This window comes from Tenacibaculum sp. Ill (assembly GCF_051938915.1).
Classification (GTDB): Bacteria; Bacteroidota; Bacteroidia; order Flavobacteriales; family Flavobacteriaceae; genus Polaribacter; species Polaribacter larymnensis.
In genome coordinates this window covers 1,231,934-1,246,144 of sequence record NZ_JBPSCW010000002.1, presented here as the reverse complement: position 1 = coordinate 1,246,144, position 14,211 = coordinate 1,231,934, and the positions used below count along the sequence as shown (strand labels likewise).

Annotated in this window: 13 protein-coding genes; 4 read left to right on the top strand and 9 right to left on the bottom strand. The window is 30.8% G+C overall.

The annotated features are described in order from the left end of the window. Window positions 1-253: 253 nt before the first annotated feature. The gene (locus ACTPNM_RS05955) at window positions 254-3,001 is read left to right on the top strand and encodes a TonB-dependent receptor (RefSeq protein ID WP_440121000.1); all 2,748 of its coding nucleotides are present in this window, start codon (window positions 254-256) and stop codon (window positions 2,999-3,001) included. A gap of 2 nt (window positions 3,002-3,003) precedes the next feature. After that, on the top strand, window positions 3,004-4,068 hold the full coding sequence (locus ACTPNM_RS05950; protein WP_440120999.1) for a phytase: 1,065 nt from the start codon (window positions 3,004-3,006) through the stop codon (window positions 4,066-4,068). A 195-nt stretch (window positions 4,069-4,263) separates the two neighbouring features. Here ACTPNM_RS05950 and ACTPNM_RS05945 read toward each other — a convergent pair whose 3' ends face one another. From ACTPNM_RS05945 to ACTPNM_RS05910, 8 genes are all read right to left on the bottom strand, one after another. Then, a complete protein-coding gene (locus ACTPNM_RS05945; RefSeq protein WP_440120998.1) occupies window positions 4,264-4,524 on the bottom strand; it encodes a hypothetical protein in 261 nt (86 codons plus the stop codon). A 68-nt stretch (window positions 4,525-4,592) separates the two neighbouring features. Then, window positions 4,593-5,108 (bottom strand): hypothetical protein, encoded by a 516-nt coding sequence (locus ACTPNM_RS05940; protein ID WP_440120997.1) that lies wholly within the window; start codon window positions 5,106-5,108, stop codon window positions 4,593-4,595. Window positions 5,109-5,513: 405 nt separating this feature from the next. Next, window positions 5,514-6,029 carry a hypothetical protein gene (locus ACTPNM_RS05935; RefSeq protein ID WP_440120996.1) on the bottom strand — a complete coding sequence of 172 codons (516 nt, stop codon included), beginning with the start codon at window positions 6,027-6,029 and terminating at the stop codon, window positions 5,514-5,516. A gap of 63 nt (window positions 6,030-6,092) precedes the next feature. Continuing rightward, window positions 6,093-6,431, bottom strand: coding sequence for a hypothetical protein (locus ACTPNM_RS05930; RefSeq protein ID WP_440120995.1), 339 nt, complete (start codon window positions 6,429-6,431; stop codon window positions 6,093-6,095). A gap of 5 nt (window positions 6,432-6,436) precedes the next feature. Continuing rightward, window positions 6,437-8,350: a hypothetical protein gene (locus tag ACTPNM_RS05925; protein WP_440120994.1), complete on the bottom strand. Its 1,914-nt coding sequence runs from the start codon at window positions 8,348-8,350 to the stop codon at window positions 6,437-6,439. Window positions 8,351-8,611: 261 nt separating this feature from the next. After that, window positions 8,612-9,127, bottom strand: coding sequence for a DUF4136 domain-containing protein (locus tag ACTPNM_RS05920; RefSeq protein WP_440120993.1), 516 nt, complete (start codon window positions 9,125-9,127; stop codon window positions 8,612-8,614). Between the two features lie 101 nt (window positions 9,128-9,228). Further along, window positions 9,229-10,713, bottom strand: a complete 1,485-nt coding sequence (locus tag ACTPNM_RS05915; protein ID WP_440120992.1) for a S8 family peptidase — start codon at window positions 10,711-10,713, stop codon at window positions 9,229-9,231. Between the two features lie 180 nt (window positions 10,714-10,893). Then, entirely contained in the window at window positions 10,894-11,892 is a 999-nt protein-coding gene (locus tag ACTPNM_RS05910) for a M28 family peptidase (protein WP_440120991.1), read from the bottom strand. 67 nt (window positions 11,893-11,959) lie between these two features. On the opposite strand from ACTPNM_RS05910, the gene kdsA reads away from it, so the two are divergent. Both kdsA and ACTPNM_RS05900 read left to right on the top strand, forming a co-directional pair. Beyond that, a complete protein-coding gene (gene kdsA / locus ACTPNM_RS05905; protein ID WP_440120990.1) occupies window positions 11,960-12,778 on the top strand; it encodes a 3-deoxy-8-phosphooctulonate synthase in 819 nt (272 codons plus the stop codon). Window positions 12,779-12,818: 40 nt separating this feature from the next. Further along, window positions 12,819-13,769, top strand: a complete 951-nt coding sequence (locus ACTPNM_RS05900) for a transglutaminase domain-containing protein (RefSeq protein WP_440120989.1) — start codon at window positions 12,819-12,821, stop codon at window positions 13,767-13,769. On the opposite strand, the gene ACTPNM_RS05895 is transcribed toward ACTPNM_RS05900, so the two are convergent. Further along, complete coding sequence (locus ACTPNM_RS05895) at window positions 13,770-14,138, bottom strand: DUF1801 domain-containing protein (protein WP_440120988.1); 369 nt, start codon at window positions 14,136-14,138, stop codon at window positions 13,770-13,772. Window positions 14,139-14,211: the final 73 nt, after the last annotated feature.

Genomic DNA, 14,211 nt, shown 5'->3' with positions numbered 1-14,211 from the left:
AAAATTTATAAAAAACCTCCAAGTTAACTTGGAGGTTTTTCTTTTTATGCCCTTATAATTTAAACGTTAAATATTTTTATAAAGTAATTTTTACTTTAATTCAAAAACACCAAAACATCATTAAAACCTTAACTAATTAACGTATAATCAACTTTATAAATACATTTTAATAATTTTTTACTAACAAATTTGAAATCTGGTTGCTAGTTATCATAAATAATTTCGCCGTGGATAATTCACTAAAGATTTCAAAATGAAAAAATTAATTTTAATTACTTTATGCTTTGTTAGTATTTTAGGATACTCACAAAGTAAATCTGGATTAAAAGGAAGAGTTTTAGACGAAACAAATCAACCTTTACCTGGAGCTACGATTAGCATTCCTTCTTTACAAGTTGGATTTTCTACCGACTTTAATGGAAACTACGAACTTTTAAATTTACCAATAGGGAATTATGAAGTTCAAATATCTTTCCTAGGCTATCAAACCCTAACAGAATCCATTACGCTTACAAACAACATTCGGTCTAAAAACTTTTCTCTAACACCTAAAATAGACAGGTTGGATGAAGTTATTATTAAAGGAAGTATTGGTAAAGGACAAGCCAAAGCCCTTAACCAACAAAAAAATAAAGAGAATATAACTAATATTATTTCTGCAGATCAAGTAGGAAAGTTTCCAGACGCAAATATTGGTGATGCCTTAAAGCGTGTTCCTGGTATTTCTATGCAAAATGATCAAGGAGAAGCTAGAGATATTGTTATTCGTGGATTAGCACCTCAATTAAACTCGGTAACTTTAAACGGTGACAGAATTCCGTCTGCTGAAGGTGACAACCGTAGAGTTCAAATGGACTTAATTCCTTCTGACATGATTCAAACCATTGAAGTTAACAAAGCAGTAACTCCAGATATGGAAGGAGACGCTATTGGTGGCTCTGTTAATTTAGTTACACGTTCTGCTCCTACTACTTTTAGAGCTTTTGTTGCTGGTTCTTACGGACAAAATCCTGTAAGAAATACTCCTAACTATAATGTTTCTGCATTAGTTGCCAACAGAACTTTTAAAGACAAACTAGGCTATGTAATCAATGCTTCTTATAACTCTAACGATTATGGTTCAGATAATGTTGAGTTTGAATGGGAAAAAGAAAATAGTAAAACCTACATTGGTGAACACGATATTAGACGCTACGACGTAAAAAGAAATAGAATGAGCGTTTCTGCTAATTTAGACTGGACACCAGACAACAACAATACAATTTTCTTCAAGTCTATGTACAACCAAAGAAACGATTATGAAAATCGTTATAGAGTACGTTTTAGAAAAATAGATGAACCTGATGCTACTGGATTATCAAAAGCTGAAGTACGTCGTCAAACTAAAGGTGGTATCAATAACAATACAAACGACAACACGCGTTTAGAGCGTCAAAGTACTTACAATATATCTGTAGGTGGAGAACATATTATTTTTGGGAATATTAAACTAAACTGGAAAACAGGAACTGCCAAGGCAAAAGAAGAACGTCCAGATGAACGTTACATAAGTTTTGAGAATGATGATATTGAAGTTATGCAAGACTTCTCGCGAACAAATTTCCCTGTATTACGTCCAACAAATAACGATTTTAACGATCCTTCAACTTTTGAATATAAAGAAGTAACGCAACAACAAGGATTTACACAAGAACGTAAAATCAGTTCTAATTTTGATGTCTTGGCTCCTATCAATGCTACTGGAGCTTATAAAAACTCTTTAAAATTTGGATTTAAGCACAAATACAAAGAAAAAGTAAGAGACAATAGTTTTTATGAATATGATTTAGAAGATCAATTTCCAACCATGAATACCACTACTACTAAAGACTATACTATTAATGGTTATTTAGCAGGCGATGATTATAAATCAGGGCTATTTGTTTCAAAAGAATTTTTAGGAAGTTTAAACTTAACAGGAGGTGAACTTGTACTAGATGAATTTGTTCCTGAAAACTACAATGCTAACGAAAATATTTATGCCTTTTACGGAATGTTGCAACAAAACATCAATAATAACTTTTCTTTTATTGCAGGTGTAAGAGTTGAAAAAACAACAACTGACTACAATGGTTTTGCAATTGATGTTGAAACTGCTGAAGATTTAAGCGACGTAACTAAAACATCTGGAACTCGAAACTACACAAACTGGTTACCAAACTTACAAGCAAAATACAATATTGATAAAAACACCATTGTTAGAGCTGCTTGGACAAATACAATTGCGAGACCTAACTATTACGATTTAGTACCTTACAGAAACATTAATAGTGATGATATTGAAGCTGAGTATGGAAACCCTAATTTAGATCCTACTGAAGCGATGAACTTTGATTTAATGTTTGAACACTACTTTAGTAATGTAGGTATTATATCGGCAGGAGTTTTTTACAAAGATTTAGATCAATTTATTTACAATTCAGTTACTGAAGAACCAATTACCATTGGAGGTGTTACAGAAACTTATGATGTAACAAGGCCTTTCAACGGAGGTACTGCCGAAATTTATGGTTTTGAAGTTGCTTTACAACGTAAATTAAACTTCTTACCAGGTTTCTTAAGAAACTTAACAGTGTATGGTAACTATACCTATACAGATTCTAAAACAGATGGTATTGCTGATAGAGAAGATGGATTACCTTTAGCTGGTGCTGTTAAAAACATGTTTAACGGATCGTTAGCCTATGAAAGTTCTAAACTATCTATTAGAGCCTCACTAAACTTTGCTGATGATTATATTTTTGAATACGGAGACGATACCTTTACTGATGTATTTTATGACGAACAATTGTTTGTAGACCTAAATGCTTCTTACCGTATTACCAAAAACTTACAAATCTTTGCTGAAGCAAAAAACTTAACTAATCAAGAATTACGTTTTTACCAAGGTACAAAACACCAAACAATGCAGGCTGAGTTTTATAACTACAACTGGAATGCTGGTTTAAAATACAATTTTTAAAAATGAATAATTTATATAAAATAACACTTACTTGCCTTATTTTAAGCGCTTGTAAAGTTGAAAAAATAGTCCATCAAAACCCACAAGTTAAACCAGTGGTAGCTTTAGTTGCTGACGCTGAAACAGAACCTGTCACTTCTTTTGACGACGCTGCTGATGATCCGTGTGTGTGGGTAAACCCTGCTAATGTAACAAAATCAACCATAATTGGTACAAACAAAAAAGAAGGTTTAGAAGTTTATAATTTAGAAGGAAAACGCTTGTATTCTTATAAAATAGGACGTGTAAACAATGTTGATATTCGTGACGGATTTTCATTAAACGGAAAAGAAGTTTCGGTTGTTACTGCTAGTAATAGAACACACAATACTATTTCTATATTGATTGTAAAACCTACAGGTGAATTAGAAGATGCTGCTGCACGAAAAATAACTTCTAACTTAAAAGAAGTATACGGTTTAGGAATGTATAAAAGCCCTAAAACTAACAAATTTTATGTTTTTATGGTTGGTAAAAAAGGTGGTGTTGAGCAATGGGAATTGTTTGAAAACAACACTCAAATTGATGCCAAGTTAGTTCGTGAATTCTCATTAAGAAGTCAAGGAGAAGGTATTGTTGCCGATGATGTACATGCCAAAGTATATATTGGTGAAGAAGATAAAGCTTTGTGGAAATACGATGCAGAACCTAATGCTGAAAATAAGCGCGTAAAGGTTATCAGCACCAAAGATTTGAATATGAAAGATGATTTTGAAGGCGTTACCTTATACGATGCTGGAAACGGAAAAGGATATATTATTTTATCCTCACAAGGAAATAACAGTTATGCTATTTTCGATAGAGTTAGCAATCAATACCTAGGAAGTTTCTCATTAAAAGATGGTGCTATTGACGGTACCTACGACACGGACGGAATTGATGTAACTTCTGTTAATTTTGGCGCAAAATATCCTAAAGGATTCTTTATTGCGCAAGATGGTGCTAATACCCAAGGTAAAGACAGTTTACATCAAAATTTTAAAATCATTGACTGGCAAAAAATTTCTAAAAGTCTACATTTAGATTAGTCAAATTAGTGTGTTTGTTGTGTAATTTGAAAAGCCTTTTGGTAAAACCAAGAGGCTTTTTTATTTGTATACAAAAGTTCCCTTTTAAGAAATAGATAACACTTTGCCTTTTAACTCATGCTCATATTTTCCCCAATGAAACACTTCAATTAAATCTAATTCAAAAAGTTGATTAATGACTCTTAACCCATCCCTTCAAGCCTTCAGTGTAGTAAAGTCTTTATAGTGGTTAATATTTTGTAATATGTAATGTATCAACTCAACACCATTTTCCGGCTCAAAAAGAAGTACATTCTTTTTCTCAAAAATATCTATGCGGTTCATGTCTATAACATTCAACCTCTCATTTTCTATTTTATCATGAATTCTCTTCGACTTTTCTTTATTCTTATAATTTAAAAGTCGAACACCCAAAGAAGCCAATAACAATACAACCAAAAGAAGTTCAAGTTTCATACCACTAATTTATTTAGATTTAGGTCTATTTTGATTCTATATATCAATTCACTATTCATCCTATTAAACTAATAATCTTCTAATTGGATGGTTTCACTAATTTCCCATTTATCATTATTTTTAATAAAATGAAAAACTCTTTCTCCTCCCCCTTTAACTCTATTAGTACTTGGAGACACAAACTTAATTTTGTTAAAGACCAATACCTGTCTTACATTAATTTTGCAGGGTAATGAAAATTCATATATTATTTTTTCTTTATCCTTTTTTTCTTCTGTGGATTGATCTATTATGTTTTTATTTTCTGAGGAAATTTCTTTAGAAAAGAATTTATACACTTTACAAGAATCTAATTTTAAATGACTATTAGTGTTTTTTAACTTAAAACTATTCTCTTTTTCATAATCACTATTTATTAAATACTCAATCAAATACTTGTCAGTATCAACTTCTCTAACTTCATTGAGAATTATATCATAAAAGTATCCGTTATTTACTTCTTTTACTTCACTTTTCTTATCTGTTTTACATGATGAACATATAAAACAGGTTAAAAAACTAGTTATAAATAATATTCTTTTCATTTTATTTTCTTTTTAATTCAAAAATTAAACTTGTAGATTTCCGTTTTCCTCAACCGTACTTCTATCAAAACAATCTTATAATATCTTTCAAATTACTTAATAGTAAAATCAAAATAATCAAAGGAAAAAAAGAATTTAAAAACAGGCTAAATAAAAAAGCAGTTCTCGAAATTAACTTACTTTTCAAATATTTAAAACCTACTAACCAACCTAGAGTACTTAAGATTATTCCTAATAAGATTAGCAAGAAAATCAGTAGTAATAAAAAAATACTCTCTTCTTTACTGAAAGATATTAACAACATAAAAAGTAGTAACGTAAATACTAAATTTACAATACCTATTATTAATGGTTTTTTCATGATTTTAAATTTTTATAATATTTTAATAAGAGATTTAAGCTATTTTAAAGTTTGTTACGAAGTGCTTTTATCTTTGTTTCAGTAAGAACTTCTATTTCATGTATAAAGCTATCTTTTAAATCTGGCCAATTCCAAAAAGAAACACTACATTCACTAAAAAACCATTTGTCTAAAAAGTTATATTTTGTAATAGAATTTTTTACTTTACAATTTGAGCATTCTAAGTTATAACTTTCACTATAAGTAAACCAATTATTTATAGCATCATCCCAATAATTATCTTCAATAACATTAAAACCGCAACTAGGACAATAAATAGCTTCTAAATCATTTCCATCATATAAAATTTGTCTGCTAGTAACAAACTCTACATAATTAGGGTTAATACTTAAAAATAGTTTATCTTGATTTTTTACTATGCTTAAAGCTTCTTTAGTAGGACGTGCTTCTTTTGATATAACACCTCTGTTTAGTAGTAAATCCTCTATTTTACTCTTAAATTGACTTATGTTCTCTACTTTTATCTCTAAAGGAGCTATCGAGTAAATTAAATCACTCATATTTAATTAAGGTAAAAACAGGGATACTATTTTAAAGCATCCCTATTATTATATTTTAACAAATTATCCTTCTTTTTTAAGCTCCTTACTAAAACGTTCTATCCACCCATTTTCTATAATAGGTTCTGCTTTCAGCATTTCACTAATTTCTACTAAATTAACTTTTTGCCCATCTTTTTCGTAATACAATTTAAACTCTTCATTCTCTTCAAAAATTTTTAAGAAATCAAATAATACACTCCTTAAAGTTTCTTCTGAAAAAAAACTTATCTTCTTATTATCAAGAGTTCCTTTTTTTAGATTATTATTTATATTTGATTTTAGCATTACATAATTAAAATCAAAAACTGTATTAATTACTTCTTTTCCAAAATCATCTAATATTTCTTCATTTGTTTTCATATTTATTAATTTATTCCATTCCAAGGAATGTTAGTTATTACTTTTACACCTTGCGCTTTTAAGTCTTCTAATGCCTTTATAACCCAACCTGTAGCTACATCTTTTGGTACTCCAACATTAGTCATCGCTTTTATTTCAATTTCAGCCATTTTATCTAAAGTAAGTACTTCTCCAGTTTTTGCAAAGGCTGAATATAAACTATTTTGTTGTCCTGTAATTTTATTATGTATATTTATTAAGTCAGCACTGGGATTTGCAGCTCTCCAAATATCTTGTAATTTACTAGAAGAGACACTAAAAGCTTTTTGAATATCATAAAATTTATCACTTCTAAAAGCACTTTTAGCTAAAGGGTGGTGACCTTTAACAATACTATGCTTCCCTGTACCTATTAGGTCAAATTTAGCAGAGCTCTTTAAGCTATTTACAACATTATCTACTTTAGTTGTAGTAACACTTATATCTCGTAAATGTTGAGTTAGTTTGGTGGTGGTAATATTACCTCCCATTTTAGTAGCTAAAAAGGCACCACCTCCTTTACTAGGAGATAAAAAAGAAAGAATATCTAAAGTATCAAGACCAAAATTTAGCATGCTTTTCAGCAAGCCTGCTCTATATTCTACAATTATTAAACCATCTTTTTTACGTATCTGATAAAGTTCTGCTAAATGTTCATTTGTAATATCACTAGGTACTGTCATACCAATTTCAGTCATAATGCGTCGAGCTCTTTTTCCTACCCATTCTTTACTACCTACAACCCCAGTAACAAAAGCTAAACCATTAAAAGTAGCATCTACAGCTGCTTGCACGGGTTTTATTCCATATTCTTGTATGATTAAGTCATTATCATAGATAGTAGGGTTAGGGCAACAATCCCCAGGACAGCAATCGCTAATTTCATTAGGGTGTTTTCCTGTAGTTTTTACCTCTAGGTTATTGTCTAGAATCATGTCTAGCTTAATAGCTTGTTCAGCAAATGTTTTGGTTTCTGAGATAAGTTGTTTATTTTCATCTTCATTTGCTATAATAAAGTTTACTATTTTAAAAGACTCTAGTGGATGTGTATCTATCCATTCTAATTCTGAATCACTTAATGTACCTCCTAAAGATTTGTTTATTCCTAATGCTGTATCTGTATAAATAGCTTCCGTAGGATCAGTTTGTGCTGAACCTGATGAGCCTCCTGAATCTAATCCTCCACTTACTCCATCTAAATCTCCAGGTTCCCCATTACTGCCTCCTCCACTACAACTAAACTCCATATCGTACCCTAACAAAGGACTTCCTTTACAACACCATGCTCCTGAAGGAGCATGACCATTGGCACTTCCACCACAGCCACAAGGTGCATAAAAAGCTTTTAATATAGTTTCACAAGACGATTTTGAAGCATAACTCTTTTTGGAACGCCCTTCTTTATCTATTAACTCAAAACTTCCTTCATACTTCTCATTTTTATTTGATAACCAATTGGAAGACGGTATATACTTAATCACACCTACATATAATTTTCCTTTATATTCTTGAAGTAACAAATTAAAAAAACTATGTTCTTCTTTCTCTAAATTAGTAATTATAGGAAAAGTATAGGTTTTTATCGTATCATTATAAAATAAAATTCCTTGTGAGGTATACACCTTTAATATATAATTATAAGGTATAAACTCATTTACCTTTTTTTGCTCACCACTCCTTATAAAGTTTTTTTCAAGTACATTGTATAATTCTTCATTTGATAAAACTTCCTTTAATGTTATTTTCTTTTTAAAGTATTTTTGAGGAATTCCAAAATGTTCATTTTCTAATCCGTGATTAACTTCTTCTTGCTTTTCACAATTCCATAACAATAGCGAAACCCCAAAAAGGAAAACGCCTAGTTTTAAAAATTTAGCAATTTGTTTCTTTCTTTTTTTCATGATATATAATTTTAAATTAATTACAATTTTTATTTAAAAGTAGTTGTTCATGTTTTTTTGCACAATAAGGGTTTTCCCTAGTCGTTTTAAGTTCTTCTCAGGGATATCCCTGAGTTTTCTTTAACATTTTTAGCGTAAAAACCTAACATACTGCTACTTGACTCCAAAGTAAAGCATAAAAAATTAGAAATAGGTAAGTCACTGACTTACTTTTAGTGCGTCAATTGTACGGTTATCAGTATTTTAAAACAAAAAAGGAGGCTATTTCGGCGGATAATTATTGATTACTTTACCAACTACTTTTTGAAAATGTAATTTCTTTTGTTCTGGTGTTGCTTTTTCTCTTATTTCACTAGTAACAATTCCTTGCCATATTAACTGGTTGTCTTTACTTTCAACAAAATCAATGGTTAATTGCTGGTTTATTTTTCTACTTTCAATAGGAATACCTCCTGAAATTCCAAAACCAACATTTCTTCCCCCACTTCCTAAGCCAACACCTATCGTATTTCTATTAACTGATTCTCGTTCTTCAGCTAAAATATTGATATACATATCTGGGTTTTCAGTTAATCGCATTCCTTTAGCTTTTAAAGCAGCCGTTATTTCATAAGTAACCCTTTTTATATCCAACTCATTTAAACCTTTACCAGCATCTTCAAAAAAATTAAAGGTTTTATACTGACTAAAATCTGTTTGACTATCGTAGTCATATACTACTTTAGAAGAGGAGCATCCAATAATAACTAGCAGAAAAAAATATTTGTAATACTTCATATATAAATTCTTTACGGTGTATTTAATCAAAAACTATACCTTATAAAAATACAAAAAGCCTCGCGTAAACGAGACTTTTTCTAAGGTTAGTTAGTTGACTTTTATTGAACCGCTTTTAAAGCATCAATATTTCCATATCCAAACTCTGAATGCTTGTTTGGATAAAAATCAGCAGACTCTTTCATTTTTTGTAAAACTTGTTCTCTTGACCAAGAAGGATTTTTTGCCCATACCAATGCAGCAATACCTGCTGTAGTAGCTGTTGCTACAGATGAACCTCCAACATAATTTGCTTGCCCATCATAATAACTTAATACAGGTATTTTATTATCTGTTCCGTTAGTTCGTTGCATTTGTACAGTAAAATCAATTTGTGATCCTGTATGACATACATCACACTTGCTATATTGTCCTTCTTTAACACCTGTTACCGCAACAGTTTCAGACATACTTGCTGGAAAAATTACTCCATACCAAGTAGTAAATGAAGTAGAAGTTCCTCCTGCTGCTAAAATCATCTTTCCTTTGCTATGTGCGTACTTTACTGCATCCGATACATTCCCAATACTAAACGGAGAACCTAATGACATAGAAATAACTTTTACATCACTTCTGTTTGCTAATGCTGTTAATGCTTCAACAACACCTCTTTTTTCATGGTAATCGTCAATTACCACATTTTCAACAGCTCTATACGTTACTAAGCTTGCATTATAAGCAACACCAACAGGTAAATTATCATTATTTCTAGGAGCTGTAGCTACTGCTGCCATTTTTGTTCCATGACCACACTTATCATTTACGCCATCATAATTATTAGACCACGCCCACCAAGAATCTACAAACGTTCCATATTTCTGAACTGTTCTTCCTGATGAATATCCATCGTTAAAATACTGGTTCATCCATTTTTGCTCTGGTGATAAACCAGAATCAACCACCGCTACAGTTACACCTGATCCTGTACTGTAATTCCAAGCTTGTGAAATATTATGTGCATCGAAAGACCATGGTAATCTAGCACCTGGTGATACTGTACGATAATCACTCGCATTTAAAGTTGCTGTACCATACCCACATCCTGAAGAACCTGATGAATCTGATTTAGCTTGAGCTGTTGACTCTAAAAAACTATATCCTCCTGGTTCTATATAACGAACTCTGCTGTCTTTTAATAAGACTTTTATTGTTTCCTTGTTGGTTACTTTAATATCTAATACATTAATATTTTCGTTTACATATAGTTCCGTTTCTCCCTTTGCTGAAGTAGGTTCAAAACTTCTTACTAAGGCTAGTAACTCATTTTTAATATTCGTACTTTCTTCATTCTTCGCATAGTTATTTTTTGAAGTACCGTAGCCTATAGTCAAGATACTTTCTCCATGATTCACTGCACTCCATATTATATGAGCATCTTGTGACATCCATTTAAAATCTCCAGTTTCTTCTAAAGATGTCTTAATTTTTGAATTGATTTCTTTTTTGGTAAGTAAATCTTGATCTTGTTTTATATCTAATGTTTCATCATTATTAGAACATGAGATCATAGTTAAAACAACCGTTAGGCTTAAAAGTTTTTTTTTCATTTTTTGAAGGGGTTAAAGATTAAATTTATTTTTTTTCGAATATAATAAAATTTTAATACAATTTTAACACTTAACATAATTAAGACTTATAATAATTAACATTATCTTAAAAATAAGATATAAAAGGCCAATAAAAAAAGGAGCCTATAGCTCCTTCTTTACATTAAGTTTTCAAAATGTTTACTCCATCTTTACTCTAGTCGGTGTATCTTTTCCTTCAATAATGCTTTGAGTACCTCTAGCAACTGCTTTTACAGTTTCTGTTAAAACAGTCATATTTAACGTTTCAGCCTCATCTGTTACTTTATGATAATCAGCATCAATATCAATTGGAGTGGTTGAAAATGTATGAGACGGCACACCTAAACGTGCTAAAGAAGCATTATCTGATCGTAAGAACAATTGAAATTTCGGATATGGATCTGGAAATAGCTTATATCCTGATCCTTCTAAGTTCTTCTGAATTATTTTACCAAAATCCGATTTATCAAAACCAGTTAACCATGCAGTTTTAGGTCCTGTTTTTGGTTGTTTTCCTATTAACTCTAAATTAATTCCAGCTACAAACTTATCGGCATCAATTCCTTTTCCAAAGTACTCAGAGCCTACCAATCCCATTTCTTCAGCAGTAAAACATACAAACAAAATACTACGCTCATTATTTCCTTTTTTAGCATAATACTCAGCTAAAGACAATACACCTGTTACTCCTGAAGCATCATCATTTGCTCCATTAAAAATTCTATCACCCTCTCCATCTTTCTTTACACCTAAATGATCGTGATGTGCAGATACAATAACAAACTCATCTTTTTTAGATTTTCCTTCTAACAAGCCTATAATATTGCTCATTTTGATTCCTTTATACTCAAAGTTTTGGCGATATGTAGTTAGTGTATCAAAAGTTTTTAAACCTATTCTTTTATATTCATTTTCAATATACTGGGTTGCTTTTTCCATCCCCTCAGTCCCAGGTTTTCTACCTTCCATCTCATCTGAAGCAAGTGTATATAAGTGTTTTCTTACTACAATAGAATCAATTAACTCTTCTTTACTTTGTTTTTTCTGAGTTACCTCTACAGTATTCATAGCAACTTCGTTACTAGTCTTTTTAGTCTGCTTACACGATAATAAAACTGATACACTTACAAGTGCTAATGGGTATAAAACTTTTTTCATTCTTTATTTATTTAAAAGCCTAAATATAGCCAATTTAATTTCTTAATTTTGTTGAAAATTTTTAAGGATGGCTTTAACTGATATTCCAAACATAAAACATACTGATTCAAACAACTTTTTCTTACTTGCTGGTCCTTGTGCCATTGAAGGAGAAGATATGGCTATGCGAATTGCTGAAAGAGCAATTTCTATTACCGACAAGTTAGAAATCCCTTACGTATTTAAAGGAAGTTTTAAAAAAGCAAATCGTAGTAGAATTGATAGTTTTACAGGAATTGGTGACGAAAAAGCATTAAAAATTTTACGTAAAGTTTCTGAAACCTTTAATATTCCTACCGTAACCGACATTCATGAAGTTTCTGATGCAGAAAAAGCAGCTCAATATGTAGATGTATTACAGATACCTGCTTTCTTAGTTCGTCAAACCGATTTAGTTGTAGCTGCGGCGAAAACTGGTAAAGTTGTGAATTTAAAAAAAGGACAATTTATGAGTCCTGAAGCTATGCAACATGCCGTAAAAAAAGTACATGATGCTGGTAACCAAAAAGCATGGATAACTGATAGAGGAACCATGTTTGGATATCAAGATATGATTGTTGATTTCCGCGGAATTCCAACCATGCGTCAATATGCTCCTACTTTGTTAGATGTTACACATTCATTACAACAGCCTAATCAATCAAGTGGTGTTACTGGAGGACGTCCAGATATGATTGAAACAATTGCTCGTGCAGGTGTGGTTAACAATGTTGATGGTTTATTTATTGAAACTCATTTTGATCCTGCCAATGCAAAGAGTGATGGAGCCAACATGTTACACCTTGATTATTTAGAAGGTTTACTTACCAACTTAGTAACAATTAGAAAAACCATTAATAATTTATAGGCACAATTTTTGTTTTATAAAGTTGTTTTTAAACTCATATATGAAACAACTTCTTTTTTTATTCTTTCTAATAACTAACCTTGTTAGCGCGCAAAACTTTTCTTTAATTGAAAAAAAAGTCAATGATTATCCTAAATTTAATAAAGTAGAAAATTTAGCTCAACAGATAGCAAGCGACTTTAAAACTGAAGAACAGCAAGTACAAGCTGCTTTTTATTGGCTAGCTCATAATATTAGATATGATTTAGACGGGTATTACAATCCAAAGCAAAAAAGAATTTCTTTTAGGTACAGGAATGAGCAAGAAAGATTAGAAAAATTACAGGCTATAAAAGATAATATTGTTAATGAAACCTTATTAACTCAAAAAGCAATTTGTGAGGGGTATGCGCAAACTTTTGCGAAAATTTGCTCAATACTTCAGATTGAGAATGAAGTTATAAAAGGATATATCAGAAATTCCTCAAACGATATAGCTAATCCTAAAACCAACTCAAATCATGCTTGGAATGCTGTTAAGCTGAATGATAAATGGATTTATATTGATGCTACATGGGCAGCTGGTGTTGTAAATAATAACAGATGGCAACCTTCATTTAATGCTTACTACTTCAACTTTCCAAAAGAAAAATACTTTAAAACTCATTTCCCTGAAAAGAAACTTTGGCAATTAAGAGTTGGTAGAATGGATAAAAAAGATTTTTATAATCAACCAATTTATGATGCTGCCTTTTTAAAATCAGATTTAGAATTAATAACACCTTCTAAAGGGTTGTTAAAAAAAGATTCTATTATTGAATTAAAAATAAAAAATCTACGTCCTAATCAATCAGTTTCCTTTGGATATAGTGGATACCGATATGCAGTAAAACCACACAGTATATCTATCAAAAATAATGTTGCTACAATTACAACCTCTCCTCTTAAAAATAGCAAACGGCTACTTTTAATTATAGATAAAAAAGTTATGCTTGAGTTTTTGATTCAGTAATTATTTGCTCCAAAAACCTTTATGATTGTGTTTTGCTACTTCGCCTATAACTTGTAGTAGTATTTCTTCTTTAATTTCTTCTACTGAAGTATAACGGAGTGATTTTACCACTGCTCTTCCTTCCGAAACTAAAAAAGCATCATAATCTTGTAGAATCCCTTTTGCCCAAAATCCAACGTCAACAAAACCTTTTTTATGGGATGCATTTATATAACATAATTGCTTACCATTAACATAATATACTGGTATTTTCCATTTGTATTTTAGTTCTAAACCCTGAAAATTACTTTCTATCAATACCTGTAAATGCAGTAAAATAGACTTGAATGGTTCTGGTTGTTTGAGTATATATTCTTCAGCTGGTTTCATTCTTTCAAAAATACATTAAAATTTTATTTGTCTGTTTCATAAAATTACTTTTACTTTGTTTTTCAAAGTTCTT